This window comes from Actinospineispora acaciae DSM 45401, from assembly GCF_000620785.1.
GTDB lineage: Bacteria > Actinomycetota > Actinomycetes > Mycobacteriales > Pseudonocardiaceae > Pseudonocardia > Pseudonocardia acaciae.
The window spans coordinates 427,849-444,428 of sequence record NZ_JIAI01000005.1 but is presented as its reverse complement, the minus strand read 5'-3'; the positions used below and the strand labels follow the sequence as shown (position 1 = coordinate 444,428).

Here is a 16,580-nt window from a genome sequence, read left to right as displayed (position 1 = left end):
ACGCCACGGAAAGGCAATGGCCGGGTCGGTGTCGACGTTGAGAGTATGGACGCGTCGAACCAAGCCGGAGCAGTAAAGGAACCCGTGAGCCCGCCCGTGAGCTCAGCACCGCCCGTAGCCGCCGTCACCATCAGCTACCCGCCGGAGCTGCCCATCACCGCCCGGCGGGACGACCTGGCCGCCGCGATCAGGGACAACCAGGTGGTGATCGTGGCCGGCGAGACCGGCTCCGGCAAGACCACCCAGCTGCCCAAGATCTGCCTGGAGCTGGGCCGCGGCCGCGACGGCGTGATCGGCCACACCCAGCCGCGACGGTTGGCCGCGCGGACCGTGGCCGCCCGCATCGCCGAGGAGCTCAACTCACCGATCGGCGAGCTGGTCGGCTGGAAGGTGCGGTTCACCGACGAGGTGTCCGAGCGCACCCGGGTCAAGCTGATGACCGACGGCATCCTGCTGGCCGAGCTGGGCCGCGACCGGATGCTCAGCAGGTACGACACGCTGATCATCGACGAGGCGCACGAGCGCAGCCTGAACATCGACTTCATCCTGGGCTACCTCAAGCGGCTGCTCCCGCAACGCCCGGACCTGAAGCTGATCATCACGTCCGCGACCATCGACCCGCAGCGGTTCTCCCGGCACTTCGACGACGCGCCGGTGATCGAGGTCTCCGGCCGGACGTATCCCGTCGAGGTTCGCTACCGCCCGCTGACCGACCCGGACAACCCCCGCGCCGACGAGCTGGACCAGCCGGAGGCGGTCGTCAAGGCGTGTCGCGAGCTGGCCGCCGAGGGTCCGGGCGACGTGCTGGTGTTCCTGCCCGGCGAGCGGGACATCAGGGACGCCGCCGAGGTACTTGCCGGCGAGATCACCTCTGACGGCACCACGGGCGTGCTGCGGAACACCGAGATCCTGCCGCTGTTCGCCCGGCTCTCCGCCGCCGAGCAGCAACGGGTGTGGGCGCGGCCGGGGCGGGGGGTCGCGCGGCGGATCGTGCTGGCCACGAACGTGGCGGAGACCTCGCTGACGGTGCCCGGGATCAAGTACGTGGTGGACACCGGCCTGGCCAGGATCTCCCGGTACAGCCACCGCACGAAGGTGCAGCGGCTGCCCATCGAGAAGGTCTCCCAGGCGTCGGCCAACCAGCGCGCCGGGCGCTGCGGGCGGACCAGCGACGGCATCTGCATCCGGCTCTACGCCGAGGACGACTACGACGCGCGCCCGGAGTTCACCGACCCGGAGATCCTGCGCACGAACCTGGCGTCGGTGGTGCTGCGGATGATCGCGCTCGGGCTCGGCGAGGTGGCCGCGTTCCCGTTCGTCGACCCGCCGGACAAGCGCGCGGTCACCGACGGGGTGAACCTGCTGCTCGAACTGGGCGCCGTCGCGCCGGGCGCGAAGATCACCGAGGTTGGACGCTCCCTGGACAAGCTGCCGATCGACCCCCGGTTCGCCCGGATGCTTCTGGAGGCCGGCCGCAACGGCTGCGCGACCGAGGTGCTGATCATCGTCGCGGCGCTGTCCATCCAGGATCCCCGGGAACGTCCGGCGGACGCGCAGCAGGCGGCGGACGCGAGCCATGCCCGGTTCGCCGACCCGCGCTCGGACTTCATGAGCTACCTGAACCTGTGGCGCTATCTCGCGGACCGGCGCGGGGAGCTGTCCGGCAACCAGTTCCGGCGGATGTGCCGCGCGGAGTACCTGCACTTCCTGCGCATCCGGGAGTGGCAGGACCTGCACGGGCAGCTGCGCCGGGTGCTGCGCGAGCTGGACATCACCTCGTCGACGAAGCTCCCGGACGACGTCGACCACCGGGCGATCCACCAGTCGCTGCTGGCCGGGCTGCTCTCGCACATCGGGCTGCAGACCGAGCCGCCACCGTCGTCGTCGAAGAACAACCGACGGAAGGAGCGCAACGCCTACCTGGGCGCGCGCAACGCGAACTTCGCGATCTTCCCCGGCTCCGCGCTGTTCAGGAAGCCGCCGCGCTGGCTGATGGCCGCCGAGCTGGTGGAGACGTCGCGGCTGTGGGCGCGCACCGTCGCGCGCATCGAGCCGGAGTGGATCGAGCCGCTGGCCACCCACCTGGTGCGGAGCACGTTCTCCGAGCCGGCCTGGTCGGCCAAGCGCGGCGCGGTGATGGCCCGCGAGCGGGTCACGCTGTACGGGGTCCCAATCGTGGTCGACCGGCTCACCGCGTACACGTCCATCGACCCGGAGCTGTGCCGCGAGCTGTTCATCCGCCACGCGCTGGTGCAGGGCGAGTGGCACACCAACCACCGGTTCTTCCACCGCAACCGCGAGCTGCTCGACGAGGTCGGCGAGTGGGAGCAGCGGACCCGCCGCCGCGACATCCTGGTCGACGAGCAGACCCTGTTCGACTTCTACGACAAGCGCGTCCCGGAGCGGGTGGCCTCGGCGCGGCACTTCGACAGGTGGTGGAAGGGCGCGCGGCGGGAGACGCCCGAGCTGCTGGACCTCACCCTGGACGAGCTGACCCACGGCGACGCGGCGGTGTCCGAGGAGGAGTACCCGTCGGTCTGGTCGACGTCCACGCCCGGGGCCGAGACGCCCGCGCGGCTGGCGGTGAACTACCGGTTCGAGCCGGGCGCGCCCTCGGACGGGGTGAGCGTGGACGTCCCGCTGGTCACGCTGCGCCAGGTGGACGCCGACGCGTTCAGCTGGCAGGTGCCCGGTCACCGCGAGGAGCTGGTCACCGCGCTGATCAGGTCGCTGCGCAAGGACCTGCGGCGCAACTTCGTGCCGGTGCCGGACACGGTGCGCGCGGCGCTGTCCCGGATGCGGCCGGGTGAGGGAAACCTGCTGGACGAGCTGAGCCGGGTGCTGCGGGAGCTGGCCGGGGTCACGGTTCCCCGGGACGCGTGGCGGCTGGACAAGGTGGCCGAGCATCTGCTGATCACGTTCCGGGTGGTCGACGAGGACGGCTCCGTGCTGGGCACCGGCAAGGACCTCGACGAGCTGCGGCGGCGGTTCGCGAAGCGCACGCGCACGGCGGTGTCCGAGGCGGCGGGCGCGGACCTGGAGCGGTCCGGGGTGCGGACCTGGGCGGACATCGGCGTTGACGAGCTGCCGAGCGTGGTGCGGCGGGAGCGGGACGGCTACCAGGTCGTCGGGTACCCGGCGCTGGTGGACGCTGGCGACTCCGTGGACGTGCGGGTGCTCGGCTCGTTGCCGGAGCAGCGGGCGGCGATGTGGCGGGGCACCCGGCGGTTGCTGCTGCTCGCGGTGCCGTCGCCGGTGCGCCAGGTCCGCCGGACGCTGAGCAACACCGACTCGCTCGCGCTGAGCGGGAGCCCGCACGGCTCGGTGGACGCGCTGTTGGCGGACTGCCTGGACGCGGCCGCCGACGCCGTGCTCACTCGCGCCGGCGGCCCGGCCTGGACGGCTCAAGGGTTCGACGCCCTGGTGGCGGCCGCTCGCGCGCAGCTGACCGGCGAGCTGACATCCGTGGTGACCGCCGTCGTCCCGGTCCTGACCGCCGCCACCGAGGTGCGCTCGCGCCTGGCCGACGTCCGCGCCCCGGGCGTCGAGCCGTCCCTCGCCGACGTCCGCGACCAGCTCGCCGCCCTGGTCTACCCCGGGTTCGTGTCCGCGACCGGCGCGGCCCGGCTGCCCGACCTGGCCCGCTACCTGCGCGCGGCCTCCCGCCGCCTGGAGACGCTGCCCCGAGAGCCGGCGCGCGACCGTACCTGGATGGCCACCGTGCACGAGGTACGCGCCGCCTACGACGAGCTGCTCGCCGCCCTCCCGCCGGACCGAGCCCTGGACCCGGAGGTGACCGAGATCCGCTGGATGATCGAGGAGCTGCGGGTGAGCTTCTTCGCCCAGGGCCTGCGCACCCGCTACCCCGTCTCAGAGAAACGCATCTATCGCATTCTTGACGACCACCACACGCGCTGACCTCCCTATTTCACTGGCACCGGCGGCCGCTCCTGCTACTGTCGCGCGGTGTCGACGACCAAGGGGGCCTACGACCACTACGAGCTGTTGGGCGTGACGCCGGCCGCGACCACCGACGAGATCAACGCCGCCTACCGCAAGCTCGCCAAGCAGCTGCACCCCGACGTGGTGGGAGACGCGAGCACCGCCCTGTTCGCGATGGTCGCGGACGCCCGCGCCGTGCTCACCGACCCCGACCGCCGGGCCCGGTACGACCTGGAACGCAGCCGCCCGGTCGTCCCGGAGCGCCGCCCGCCCGCGCCACGACCCGACTACGCCGCCGAGGACATCCCGCCCCGACCCCCTCCCGGGTCCTGGGAGGCGACGGGTTTCCGGCCCAGCTCGTACCCGCCGCCCACGTACCAGACCTACTTCGGAACGGCCGGTGCCACCCCGCCGCCGGGGCAGCAACGGCCGTTCCGGCACGGCTCGTACGCCCAGCAGAGCTGGCCCCGGCCGTCGGCCACGCCCCCGCCCCGCCCATCACCGCCGCCCCCGCCGCCGTCTCCCGGATGGCAGGTCATGGAGCGGGCGCTGGACCTGCCGCTGCCCAGCACCGTGCGAGGCTGGGCGGCCATGCTGCTGACCTGGCTGTGCTTCGTCCTGCTGGTCACCGGCCTGTTCGAGGTGCTGGACGCGTCGCTGTTGGTCGGCGCGGCGATCGGCTGCGTGCCGCTGCTGCTGCTCGTCGCCCTCGTCGTCGTCAAGGAAACGACCGACCAAGGGCGCCGCTGACCTACTCGTTGAAGTCCGGCCTGGGCTCCCGCGCGAAGTCGGCCCGGCCCTTGGGCTCCTCCCACTCCTCCTGACGCCCCAGCGCCGTGAGGTCCAGGTAGTAGTACGAGCCACCGAGCTGCTCGGCGCCCCGGCCGTAGGTCGAGTAGGTGTGGAACACATCCGCACCGTCGCGCAGGAAACAGCTCAGCCCCGGCTGCTCGGACGGCTGCGGGCCGCTGAAGTAGTAACCGGTGCCGGCCCGCTCATGCTCCTCCCGGGTCTTGTAGTTGTACACAACGGGCGCGACCGACTCGTCCATCGTGACCGCGTAGTCGTAGTTGAACTCGCTGCCGTACGACGAGTACCACGGAAACGTCCAGCCCTTGCGCTTCCGGTACGCCTCGATCTTGTGGATCGGCGCCCTGGATACGTGCACCAGCGTGGTGTCCCTGGTCGCCAGGTGCTCGTACAGCCCCCGCGACAGCTGCTCCGCGCCGGCCGAACAGCTCGAGCACCCCTCCTCCCACTCCGGGTCGAACATGAAGTGCCCGACCATCAACTGCCGGCGCCCGCCGAACAGCTCCACCAGGCCGACCGTCCCGTCCACCCCGGTGAACACGTAGTCCTTCTCCACCCTGACCATCGGCAGCCGTCGCCGGTCGGCGCTGAGCCGATCCCGCGCCCTGGTCATCTCCTTCTCCCTGGCCAGCAGCTCCCTGCGGGCGTCCAGCCACTCCTCACGCGAAACCACCTGCGGCAAGCTCACGAGCGTCTCCTTCGCTCTCGACGACACCCCGTGGTCGTACCCACCGCCCGAAACCGGACACCGGCCCCTCCCGGCTTCATAAGCGGCGACGAAACACCCGAAAACAAGCGGCGCTTTCTTCACGAGTGGGGGACACCTCCGCGCCGCAACAAATGGTCACCCTGCGAAAGCGTTCGGTACGTGATCAACACCCGATTGGCAGATGACACCGCGTCGGGATTCTCGCCATACAAGATCAATGATCTTGCCGGAGAGCTGGTCGACGTCACCGAGATATTCGAGGTACTGGCCGAGCCGGCCCGTCGGCAAGGGCTCGACCTACGGCTCGAACATGCCGTCGTCATAGGCCTTTTCAACTACCAGAAGATGCCGATGGTGCAGGATCTGGAGTCCGCGACGAGCCTGCTCGCGGAACACGACCTCGTGGCCGCGCTCGCCGATGTCCAACGCTCCGAGGTACCTACTCCGGACGACGACTACTCCCCTCCACCCGTGGACGCCATCAAGCCCGACAAGGAGTTCCTGGTACTGGACGCGGACTCCTCTCAGCAGCAGGCCATCCAGGCGGTACTGGCCGGGCGCGACCTCGTCATCGAGGGCCCGCCGGGGACCGGGAAGAGCCAGACCATCGCCAACCTCATCGCGTCCGCCTCGGCCAGGGGATGGCGGGTGTTGTTCGTCGCCGAGAAGCGGGCGGCCATCGAGGCGGTGACCCAACGGCTCGACGACGCGGGGCTGGCCGACCTGGTCCTCGACCTGCACCGGACCACCGTCGACAAGAAGCACGTGGCCGAGCAGCTCGCCGAGAGCCTGGCCAGGCTCGCCCAGGAACCGCCCGTGGACGCCAGCGAGCTGCACCGCAGGCTGGCCGAGCGACGGACCTGGCTCGCCGGCTACACCCGCGCCTTCCACGAGCGCCGGGCGCCGTGGGGACGCAGCGCCTACGACGTGCGCGAGGAGCTGCTGCGCCTCGGCGACGAGCACCTCACCCGCCACGCGATCCGAGGTGACCGGCTGCGCGTCCTGGACGCCCGCACCGCGCCGACGGCGGCGGATGACATCGAGCGGTTCGTGGAGCTGGGCGGGGTGCGCATCCTGCGCCGCGAGTCGCCGTGGTGGCGCGCCGAACCCCGGCAGGAGGACCTGGGTCCGATGCTGGCCGAGCTGGATCAGCTCGCGAGCACCACCCTGCGGCACGGCACCGACGGCATGCACCATCTGCTCGCGCGGGTGGGCCTGCCGGTACCGCCGGACATCGCCGGCTGGCAGCAGGTGCTCGAGCTGCTCGACGAGGTCACCGACACGGTCACACGGTTCGGACCCTACGTCTTCGGCGACGGGCTCGACGACCTGCATCTCGCGACCGCCTCCCGGGCCGAGCGGTCCCGCCTGGGGCGGAAGATGCCCTGGCTGCAACGCCGTGCCCTGGTCAAGCAGGCCCGCGCGATGAACACCGACGGGCTCACCAACAAGCCCGCGCTGCACCGGGCGCTGTCCGACGCGATGCGGCAACGGGCACACTGGCGCCAGCTCGCCGGGCCGGGGGCTGTCCCGGTGCCCGACGCCGGGCTGCACCAGGTGGCGGCCGTCTACCAGCAGCTCCGGCGTCAGCTCGCCTCGGTGGCGCTGTCCGCTCGACTGGACGGCCTGGAGCGGCGGGCACCGGCCGAGGTGGCGAACACGCTCCACGCGCTCCGCCAAGACAAGGACACCCTGTACAAGCTTCCGGAGATCACCACACTGCGGCGCCGGTTCGAAGGAGTGGGCCTCGGTGACCTGCTCGCCGAGCTCGCCGAGCGCAACGTCACCCCTCGCCAGGCCAAACAGATGTTCTGGCACAGCTGGCTGCGCAGCCTCGACGACGAGTTCAAGCTCGCCAGCGCGTACCTGCGCAACTTCACGCCTGAACAGCACGATCGGCTGGTCAAGGAGTTCCAGGAGTCCGACCGGCGGTACCTGGAAGCGACCGTGCGACGAGTGCGGCGGCAGGTCGCCGTCCACGCCCGGCGCGCCCGTGACGACTACCCCGACCAGGCCAAGACGCTGCGCAACGAGGCCAGCAAGGTCCGCCGGCTGATGCCGCTGCGCAAGCTGGTCGAGCAGACCTCAGACGTGCTGCTGGCGTTACGGCCATGCTGGGCGATGTCGCCGCTGGTGGTGAGCCGGACCCTGCCCGCCACCCGGCTGTTCGACCTGGTGATCTTCGACGAGGCCAGCCAGGTCAAGCCACACGACGCGATCACCTCGATCATGCGCGGGAACCGGCTGGTGGTGGCCGGCGACGAGAAGCAGCTTCCGCCGTCCTCGTTCTTCGACCGCCAGCTCAGCGGGGAGCTCGACGAGGACGACGAGGCGTTCGACCTCGGCGACTACGAGTCCATCCTGGGCTCGATGCGGCCGATGGTGCGCAACACCCGCCTGCGCTGGCACTACCGCAGCCGGGACGAGCGGCTGATCGCGTTCTCCAACTCGGCGATCTACGACGGCGACCTGGTGACCTTCCCGGGTGCCCAGCAGGAGACCCCGCTGCGGCTGGAGGTGGTCGACGGCACCGCGTCCCCCGGCACGGACGGGCTGCCGGCACAGGAGGTGCACAAGGTCGTCGAGCTGGTGTTGGAGCACGCCGAGCGGCGCCCGGACGAGAGCCTTGGCGTGATCACGCTCGGCGCCAAGCACCAGGACCGGTTGGAGCAGGCGATCAGGCAGGCCCGGCGCGCCCGCCCGGACCTCGACGAGTTCTTCGCCGAGGACGCCGGGTCGACCCATCGGTTCTTCGTCAAGAACATCGAGACCGTGCAGGGCGACGAGCGTGACGCGATCATCCTGAGCATCGGCGTGGCCAGGAGGGCCGACGGCGTCGTGTCCCGGACCGGGTTCGGGGTCTTGAACCAGGAGGTCGGCAAGCGGCGGCTGAACGTGGCCATCACCAGGGCGAAGCGGCGCATGACGGTGGTGAGTTCGTTCCCTTCCAGCGCGCTGGCGCCCTCGGACAACGTCAACGGCACCGAGCTCCTGCGCCGCTACCTGGAACTTGCCGAGCGGGACATCGACCCTCGGGACGTCGGCCGCTCCGCCGGTACCGAGCTGAACGGCTTCGAACGCGACATCCGCGCGCGACTCACCGAGGCCGGCATCACGGTCAATCCGCAGTGGGGCGTTTCCGGATACCGGATCGACTTCGCGCTGGCCCACCCGAACGAGCCGGGCCGGATGGTGCTGGCCGTGGAGGCCGACGGCGACAGCTATCACCGCATCACCAGCACCCGCGACCGCGACCGGCTGCGGCAGAACCACCTGGAGACGCTCGGCTGGCGGTTCCACCGGGTGTGGGCCTCGGCGTGGTTCTCCGATCCGGAGGCAGAGACCGAGAAGATCGTCAACGCCTGGCGTGCGGCGGTGGCCGAACACGACGCGAGGCCGGCATCGAGCCCCCGGCCGCCCGAACGCAAGACGCCCGCCCCTGCCCCTACCAACGTGCGCCAAGGCCCGTACCACCACGTGCCGCCCGGCTTCCCGATTCAGAAGTACACCGACCGGCAACTGCTCGCGGTCTGCCGCTGGCTGATCAGTGACGGGCTGGCACTGGACCGCGAGGAACGGGTCGCCCAGGCCATGAAGGAGCTCGGCTTCAAGCAACGAGGAAAGCGAATCGTCGAACGGTTGACCTGGGCAGTTCAGATTGCCCAGGACCAAGCCGACCAGTGCGAGTCATGATGTCCACTCTCGACCCGAGGACCGTTGAGCGCCTGGCCAGGATCATCGTGGACCAGGACGGCCCTTACTCCCGCGCCGGGTGGCAGCTCGAACGGCTGCTGCGCGACTCCGGCTGGCCCGACCCGCCCGAGTACGACGGTTCGTTCCGGGTCGGCTGGCTGGTGGACCAGATCGCCGACCGGCGGGACGACCAGGCGGCCGTCGAACGCTTGCTCTGCCGGGTGTGCGATCCGTTGGAGTACGACGAGGGGATGTCGGTCGCCGAGGAGTTCCGGCGAGCGGTGAACGGCGTGCTCGAACCGGAGCGGCTGACAATCAACTACGTGGCCGGGCGTCCGGTGCTCGCTGAGCTGAGCCCGGACGGCTCCGGCCCGCGCTACACCGAGCCGCCCGACCTCGAAGCGCGCATCCGGCGGCTGGTCCGCGACGACGACACGGTCACGGTGCTGGGCAGGCGGATCGCGGAGACTCGGATCTGCGAGCACGGCGGAGCGCACACCATGGCGATCATCGGAATTGGCAGCGTGGTGGAGGGCCTGCTGCTCGCACTGCTCACCGAGCGCGATCCGGACTCGAAGTTCCTGGACGGCAACGGCAAGTGGGCGCGCAACCAGCGGCCCGGCCTGGCATCGCTGATCGACACCGTGCACGCCAAGGGCTGGATCCAACTCGACGCCAAGACCTTCATGCACAACGTGCGCGACTTCCGCAACTACATCCACCCCCGCAAGGAGCTCGCCGAGCTTCCCGACTTCGACGCGGACAGCGTGCAGCTGTGCTGGTCGCCGGTGCGGGCGCTGCTCAACGACCTGGAGGCCCGGCTCGACTCGTCGGACTGACGGGTTGACCTCAACTAATCTTCAGGTTCCACACTGTGGCGGACGGAGCGGTTCGACACGGGGAAGTGATCATGGTGCGCGCGGTCAGGGTGCGGGAGTTCGGTGGTCCCGAGGTGTTGGTTGCCGAGGAGGTGGCTGATCCGGTCGCCGGGCCGGGGCAGGTCGTGGTGGGGATGGCCGCGGCGGACGTCATCTACCTCGACACGCTGCTGCGCGGCGGCTGGGGCGGGGACTACTTTCCGCTGGAGCCGCCGTACGTTCCCGGCGGCGGTGGGGCGGGCCGGGTGCTCTCCGTCGGGGAGGGGGTGGACCGCGGCTGGCTCGGGCGGCGCGTCGTGGCCAGGGCGTCCGGCGGTTATGCCGAGCGGGTCGTCGCGGATGCGCGCGACCTCGTGGCCATGCCCGTCGGCGTGGGCCCGGTCGAGGCGGCGGCCGTGCTCCACGACGGGGTGACGGCGCTGAGCCTCGTGCGCAAGGCGGGGATCCGGAACGGTGAGTGGGTGCTGGTGGCCGCGGCGGCCGGTGGCGCGGGCTCGCTGCTGGTGCAGTTGGCACGGGATGCGGGGGCTCGGGTCGTGGCGGCCGCCCGGGGCGAGCGCAAGCTGGCGCTGGCCCGCGAGCTGGGCGCCCAGGTTGCCGTCGACTACTCCGAGCAGGGCTGGCAGCACCGGGTGCGGGAGGCGGTCGGTGGCGCGGGCGTCGACCTCGCCTTCGACGGCGCGGGCGGGGCGCTCGGCGAGGCGGTGTTCGAGGCGGTGGCCGACGGCGGGCGGTTCGTCACCTACGGCACGTCCAACGGCCGGCTCACCGACATCGACGCCGCGACCGCGCGACGGCGGCGGGTGACGGTGACCAACGCGCTGGAGGACGGGCCGCTGGACAGGGCGCTGGTCACCGAGCTGCTCGCGGAGGCGCTCGAACTGGTCGCGCGGGAACGGATCCGCCCGGTCATCGGCGCGACCTACCCACTGGAACGGGCCGGCGACGCGCACGCCGCGCTCGCGGCCCGCACCACCGTCGGCAAGTCGCTGCTGACCCCGTGAGTGGTTAGCGTTGCTATGACAACGCTAACCACTCACGGGTCGTCAGGCGGTGGCGCCGATCTCGCGGGCGATGAGCATGCGCTGGACCTCGGAGGTGCCCTCGCCGATCTCCAGGATCTTGGCGTCCCGGTAGAACCGGCCGACCGGGAACTCGTTCATGAAGCCGTAGCCACCGAAGATCTGGGTGGCGTCGCGGGCGTTGTCCATGGCGGCGTTGGAGGCGACCAGCTTGGCGATCGCGGCGTCCTTCTTGAACGGCTCGCCGCGCAGCAGCCGGCTGGCGGCGTGGTAGTAGGCCAGCCGGGCGGTGTGCGCGCGTGCCTCCATGTCGGCGAGCTTGAACTGGATGGACTGGTACGAGCCGATGGCCCGGCCGAACGCCTCGCGCTCGCGGATGTAGCGCAGGCACTCGTCCACGCAGCCCTGGGCCAGGCCGACGGACAGCGCGGCGATCGCGATCCGGCCCTCGTCCAGGATCCGCAGGAACTGGGCGTAGCCGGCGCCGCGCTCGCCGAGCAGGTTGGCAGCCGGCACCCGGCAGTCGTCGAAGGACAGCTCGTGGGTGTCCGAGGCGTTCCAGCCGACCTTGGAGTACTTCGGCGCCACGGTGAACCCCGGCGTGCCGGACGGGACGATGATCGCGGAGATCTCCTTGCGCGCGCCGCTGACTCCGGTCACCGCGGTGACGGTCACCATGGACGTGATGTCCGTCCCGGAGTTGGTGATGAACGCCTTGGAGCCGTTGATCACCCACTCGGAGCCGTCGTCGGAGAGCACGGCGGTGGTACGGGTGGCGCCGGCGTCCGAGCCGCCGCCCGGCTCGGTCAAGCCGAACGCCGCCAGCTTCTCGCCGGCGCACAGCGCGGGCAGCCACTCGCGCTTCTGCTCGGGCGTGCCGAACCGGTAGACGGGCATGGCGCCGAGGGACACGCCGGCCTCCAGAGTGATGGCCACCGAGGAGTCCACCCTGGCCAGCTCCTCCAGCGCCAGGCACAGGGCGAAGTAGTCGCCGCCCATGCCGCCGTACTCCTCGTCGAACGGCAGCCCGAACAGCCCCATCCGCCCCATCTGCGCTACCAGCTCGTACGGGAACTCCTCGCGCTCGTAGAACCCGCCGATCACCGGCGCGACGCGCTCGCGGGCGAACTCCTCCACGGTCTTGCGCAGGTCCTGGTACTCCTCGGACAACCTGTGATCGATCATGGCTTCGCCTCCGGTGCGACTGTGGCCAGGGGTTGTTCGACGGCTACCTGGTGGCCGGTGCGGACGGGCAGTTCGGTGACGACGCCGTCGGTGGGCGCGGCGATGGTGTGCTCCATCTTCATCGCCTCGATCACCAGCAGCGGCTGTCCGGCGGTGACGGTGTCGCCCTCGGCCACGGACACCGACAGCACGGTGCCGGGCATCGGGCTGCGCACGGTCCCGCCGCCGGCGCCGGTGCCGGACAGCCCGGAGTGCGCGGCGGCCAGCCGGTCGGTCTCGGCCAGCGCCCAGCTCCGTCCCCGCCGGCCCAACCAGCGCTGGCCGGTGCTCCCGCGAGCGTCGAACGCGGTGGTGTAGCGCTGGGTGGCGCCGGCGTAGCTGAGCACGAGCGTGTCGCCGTCCGCGCGCAGCGAGCACGCCACCGGCTCGCCGTCGCCGACCGCCACCTCGGCGGCATCGGCCCGCCCGCGCACCCGCACATCCACCGGCTCGTGCCCGGCCAGCTCGAACCGCCACGTGCTCCACGCCGGCTCGCCCAGCCGCCAGCCGCCGGGCAGGTCCCACGGGTCCGTGACGGGGCCCGGCGGGTCCAGCGCGAGCAGCCGGCGCAGGGCGGCCACCGCGTACACCGGCTCCGGGATCTCCCCGTCGACCAGCTCCGGCAGCGCGCGCTCGACCAGCCCGGTGTCCAGCTTCCCGGTCGCCACGTCCGGATGCCGCAGCAGCGCGCGCAGGAACGCGACGTTCGTGGGCACCCCCAGCGTCACGGTGTCCACCAGCGCGCCGTCCAGCCGCCGCAGCGCCGTCTGCCGGTCCGGGCCGTGCGCGATGACCTTGGCCAGCATCGGGTCGTACGCGCCGCCGATCTCCAGGCCGGGCCGCAGCGCGGAGTCCACCCTGATCCCGGGCCCGGTCGGCTCGTGCAGCGTCAGGACGCGTCCGCCGGTCGGGAGGAAACCACGCGCCGGGTCCTCGGCGTAGATCCGGGCCTCCACGGCGTGTCCGTCGATCTGGACGTCGCGCTGGCTCAGCGGGAGGCGTTCCCCCGCCGCCACCCGCAGCTGCAGCTCGACCAGGTCCAGGCCGGTGACCAGCTCGGTGACCGGGTGCTCCACCTGCAGCCGGGTGTTCATCTCCATGAAGTAGTGGTCGTCGGGGTCGGTGCCGGAGACGATGAACTCGACGGTGCCGGCGCCGGTGTAGCCGACGGCGCGCGCGGCCGCCACCGCCGAGGCGCCCATCCGCTGCCGCTGCTCGTCCGTGAGCAGCGGCGACGGCGCCTCCTCGATGATCTTCTGGTGCCGGCGCTGCAGGCTGCACTCGCGCTCGCCGAGATGCAGCACGGTGCCGTGGGCGTCGGCGAGCACCTGGATCTCGATGTGCCTGGGGTCGGTGACGAACCGTTCCACCAGCAGCGTGTCGTCGCCGAAGCTGGCCAGCGCCTCCCGCCGCGCGCCTGCGATCGCCTCGGCGAGCCCGTCGCGGGAGTCGATCCGCCGCATGCCCTTGCCGCCCCCGCCGGCGGACGGCTTGAGCAGCACCGGAAAGCCGACCTCCTCGGCGATGGCGGCCAGCTCCGCGTCGGACTGACCGGGCGCGCCCCCGCCCGGCACCACCGGCACCCCGGCCGCGGCGACCGTCGCCTTGGCCCGGATCTTGTCGCCCATCGCAGCGATCGCGGCCACCGGCGGTCCGACGAACACCAACCCGGCCTTTTCGCAGGCGCGCGCGAACTCGGCGTTCTCGGACAGGAAGCCGTACCCGGGATGCACCGCCCGCGCCCGCGTACGAACTGCCGCGTCGACCACCGCGTCGATGTTCAGGTAGCTGCGCGCCGCCCCGATGTGCACGGCCACGTCCGCCTCCGCGACGTGCCGAGCGCCGGCGTCCGCGTCACTGAACACCGCGACACTCCGTACCCCCAGCCCCCGCAACGTCCGGATCACCCGGACCGCGATCTCCCCCCGGTTCGCGATCAACACCGTGTCAAACACACGCGCCTCCGACGGACAATCTCGATGGTGACGCCCGATACACTCGACCTATGGCAGAGGTGACGGTGTCGATCCCTGACGACCTGCTCGCGGTCATCGACGCCGAGGCGACAGCTCGCTCCACCACCCGCAGTGAGGTCATCTCGCTGTGGGCTCGTCGGGGTCTCCCTCGCCGTGACCCTGAGGCAATCGACGCCGCCATGGCACGGATGCGCGAAAGGTTCAAAGATGTCGGGCCGGTCGACTTCACAGCGCTGGTTCGGGCCGAACGAGACCGGGACGAACGAGACAGCTCGTGACCGATCTCCGGGTGGTCGTTGACACCTCGGTGCTGCTCAAGTGGTTCTACTCCGACAATGAACTCGAAGTGGCTGAGTCGCTGCTGGTTCACCATGCGCACCGGACAGGTTTGCTGACGGCACACATCCTTGATCTGACCTTGTACGAGCTCGGCAACATCCTGCTTCGAAAGCGGCACTGGCCCGCCGACGAGGTGGCCGACACACTCGACGATCTGTTGGTGATCTGCGGGCCGACCCTCGTGCCACCGCCGGAGTGGCGCCGCAATGCGACGGCGCTTTCCGCTGAGTACGGGTTGAGCTTCTACGACGCGTCCTTCGTCTCCGCCGCACGTGCCCTGGAAGCACCGCTGTTGAGCGCGGACAAGAAGTTGCTCGACCCCGGCCTGGCGCAGTCCGCCACTCAGTTCGTCGAAGAGCACGGCGATCACATCCGGAACACGCCGTAGCGGACCGGATCGAGCGGGGCGTTCGCGGCGGCGGACAGGGCCAGGCCGAGAACCATCCGGGTATCCGCCGGGTCGATCACGCCGTCGTCCCAGAGCCGGGCGGTGGAGTAGTACGGGTTGCCCTGGTGCTCGTACTGCGCGCGGATCGCGTCCGGGTCGGCGCGCCCGACCATGGACAACACCGTCGCGGCCTGCTCGCCGCCCATGACCGAGATGCGCGCGTTCGGCCACATCCACAGGAACCGGGGCGAGTACGCGCGCCCGCACATCGCGTAGTTGCCGGCGCCGAACGAACCGCCGATCACCACCGTGAACTTCGGCACCCGGGCGCACGCCGTCGCGGTGACCATCTTGGCGCCGTGCTTGGCGATCCCACCCGCCTCGTACTCCCGGCCGACCATGAACCCGGTGATGTTCTGCAGGTACACCAGCGGCGTCGAGCGTTGGTCGCACAGCTCGATGAAGTGCGCGCCCTTCATGGCCGACTCGGAGAACAGCACCCCGTTGTTCGCCACGATCCCCACCGGATGCCCGTGGATCCGGGCGAAGCCGGTCACCAGCGTCGGCCCGTACTCGCGCTTGAACTCCGCGAACGCGCTGCCGTCCACCACCCGCGCGATCACCTCGCGCACGTCGTAGCCGATCCGCGAGTCGGTCGGCACCGCGCCGTACAGCTCCTCGGTGGCCACCGTCGGTTCCACCGTGGGCTCGCGCGACCAGGGCGCGGGGGTACGAGGTCCGAGCGTGGAGACGATGGAGCGGACGATCTGAAGCGCGTGCGCGTCGTCCTCGGCCAGGTGGTCGGTGACCCCGGAGACCCGCGCGTGCAGCTCGCCGCCGCCCAGCTCCTCGGCGCTGACCTCCTCGCCGGTGGCCGCCTTTACCAGCGGCGGGCCGCCGAGGAAGATCGTGCCCTGGTTGCGGACGATCACGGCCTGGTCGCTCATGGCCGGCACGTACGCCCCGCCGGCCGTGCAAGATCCCAGCACCGCCGCGACCTGCGGTATCCCGCGCGCGGACATCGTCGCCTGGTTGTAGAAGATCCGCCCGAAGTGCTCCCGGTCCGGGAAGACGTCGTCCTGCTCGGGCAGGAAGGCGCCGCCGGAGTCGACCAGGTAGACGCACGGCAGGTGGTTGTGCAGCGCCACCTCCTGCGCGCGCAGGTGCTTCTTGACGGTCATCGGGTAGTACGTGCCGCCCTTGACCGTGGCGTCGTTGGCCACGATCACGCACTCCCGCCCGGCCACCCGGCCGATGCCGGTGATGATCCCGGCGCCGGGCGCGGCGTCGTCGTACATCCCGTTCGCGGCCAGCGCGGACAGCTCCAGGAACGGGCTGGACGGGTCGACCAGCGCGTCCACCCGCTCGCGCGGCAACAGCTTGCCCCGCGCCGTGTGCCGTTCCCTGGCGCGCTCGGGGCCGCCGAGGCGCGCGGTGGCCAGCCTGTCGCGCAGCTCGCCGACCAGCTTGCGGTGCGACGCCGCGTTCCGCTCGAACTCGGCGCCGGCCGGGTCGACGGCGCTGGTCAGCGTCGGTGCTTCCATCGGTGGCGGGCTCCTGGCGCGCGACGGGTTAGCGTTCGTTAACGAGGTTAGCGCT

Annotated in this window: 11 protein-coding genes; 7 read left to right on the top strand and 4 right to left on the bottom strand. The window is 71.1% G+C overall.

Features of this window, described 5'->3' with window-relative positions:
- The first annotated feature begins 45 nt into the window (after nt 1–45).
- Both hrpA and N912_RS60675 read left to right on the top strand, forming a co-directional pair.
- The gene (gene hrpA / locus N912_RS54490) at nt 46–3,918 is read left to right on the top strand and encodes an ATP-dependent RNA helicase HrpA (RefSeq protein WP_084211174.1); all 3,873 of its coding nucleotides are present in this window, start codon (nt 46–48) and stop codon (nt 3,916–3,918) included.
- A gap of 48 nt (nt 3,919–3,966) precedes the next feature.
- Nucleotides 3,967–4,692, top strand: coding sequence for a J domain-containing protein (locus N912_RS60675; RefSeq protein ID WP_028924570.1), 726 nt, complete (start codon nt 3,967–3,969; stop codon nt 4,690–4,692).
- A 1-nt stretch (nt 4,693) separates the two neighbouring features.
- On the opposite strand, the gene N912_RS54480 is transcribed toward N912_RS60675, so the two are convergent.
- Nucleotides 4,694–5,440, bottom strand: a complete 747-nt coding sequence (locus tag N912_RS54480; protein ID WP_037066329.1) for a DUF899 domain-containing protein — start codon at nt 5,438–5,440, stop codon at nt 4,694–4,696.
- Between the two features lie 195 nt (nt 5,441–5,635).
- Between N912_RS54480 and N912_RS54475 the strand changes: the two genes are divergently transcribed.
- From N912_RS54475 to N912_RS0125135, 3 genes are all read left to right on the top strand, one after another.
- Complete coding sequence (locus tag N912_RS54475) at nt 5,636–9,154, top strand: AAA domain-containing protein (protein WP_156993969.1); 3,519 nt, start codon at nt 5,636–5,638, stop codon at nt 9,152–9,154.
- A complete protein-coding gene (locus N912_RS0125140; protein ID WP_425415315.1) occupies nt 9,151–9,993 on the top strand; it encodes a hypothetical protein in 843 nt (280 codons plus the stop codon). Before N912_RS54475 ends, N912_RS0125140 begins: the two co-directional genes overlap by 4 nt.
- A gap of 71 nt (nt 9,994–10,064) precedes the next feature.
- Nucleotides 10,065–11,036: a zinc-binding dehydrogenase gene (locus N912_RS0125135; protein WP_425415314.1), complete on the top strand. Its 972-nt coding sequence runs from the start codon at nt 10,065–10,067 to the stop codon at nt 11,034–11,036.
- 42 nt (nt 11,037–11,078) lie between these two features.
- Here the strand turns inward: N912_RS0125135 and N912_RS0125130 are convergent, their stop codons facing one another.
- Both N912_RS0125130 and N912_RS0125125 read right to left on the bottom strand, forming a co-directional pair.
- Nucleotides 11,079–12,239, bottom strand: a complete 1,161-nt coding sequence (locus N912_RS0125130; RefSeq protein ID WP_028924567.1) for an acyl-CoA dehydrogenase family protein — start codon at nt 12,237–12,239, stop codon at nt 11,079–11,081.
- Nucleotides 12,236–14,233 (bottom strand): acetyl/propionyl/methylcrotonyl-CoA carboxylase subunit alpha, encoded by a 1,998-nt coding sequence (locus tag N912_RS0125125; protein WP_028924566.1) that lies wholly within the window; start codon nt 14,231–14,233, stop codon nt 12,236–12,238. Before N912_RS0125125 ends, N912_RS0125130 begins: the two co-directional genes overlap by 4 nt.
- A gap of 50 nt (nt 14,234–14,283) precedes the next feature.
- Here N912_RS0125125 and N912_RS0125120 point away from each other — a divergent pair, with 50 nt between their 5' ends.
- The gene (locus N912_RS0125120) at nt 14,284–14,532 is read left to right on the top strand and encodes a ribbon-helix-helix protein, CopG family (protein WP_028924565.1); all 249 of its coding nucleotides are present in this window, start codon (nt 14,284–14,286) and stop codon (nt 14,530–14,532) included.
- The gene (locus N912_RS0125115) at nt 14,529–14,981 is read left to right on the top strand and encodes a type II toxin-antitoxin system VapC family toxin (protein WP_028924564.1); all 453 of its coding nucleotides are present in this window, start codon (nt 14,529–14,531) and stop codon (nt 14,979–14,981) included. The genes N912_RS0125120 and N912_RS0125115 overlap by 4 nt, the downstream gene beginning before the upstream one ends.
- Here the strand turns inward: N912_RS0125115 and N912_RS0125110 are convergent.
- Nucleotides 14,960–16,525, bottom strand: coding sequence for a carboxyl transferase domain-containing protein (locus tag N912_RS0125110; RefSeq protein WP_028924563.1), 1,566 nt, complete (start codon nt 16,523–16,525; stop codon nt 14,960–14,962). The two genes, N912_RS0125115 and N912_RS0125110, sit on opposite strands and share 22 nt — an antisense overlap.
- Nucleotides 16,526–16,580: the final 55 nt, after the last annotated feature.

Excerpts from the sequence above, each read along its gene's own strand:
- hrpA (WP_084211174.1), top strand. The coding sequence starts at position 46 with ATGGACGCGTCGAACCAAGCCGGAGCAGTAAAGGAACCCGTGAGCCCG.
- N912_RS0125130 (WP_028924567.1), bottom strand. The coding sequence starts at position 12,239 with ATGATCGATCACAGGTTGTCCGAGGAGTACCAGGACCTGCGCAAGACC.
- N912_RS0125110 (WP_028924563.1), bottom strand. The coding sequence starts at position 16,525 with ATGGAAGCACCGACGCTGACCAGCGCCGTCGACCCGGCCGGCGCCGAG.
- N912_RS0125135 (WP_425415314.1), top strand. The coding sequence starts at position 10,065 with ATGGTGCGCGCGGTCAGGGTGCGGGAGTTCGGTGGTCCCGAGGTGTTG.
- N912_RS0125120 (WP_028924565.1), top strand. The coding sequence starts at position 14,284 with ATGGCAGAGGTGACGGTGTCGATCCCTGACGACCTGCTCGCGGTCATC.
- N912_RS0125140 (WP_425415315.1), top strand. The coding sequence starts at position 9,151 with ATGATGTCCACTCTCGACCCGAGGACCGTTGAGCGCCTGGCCAGGATC.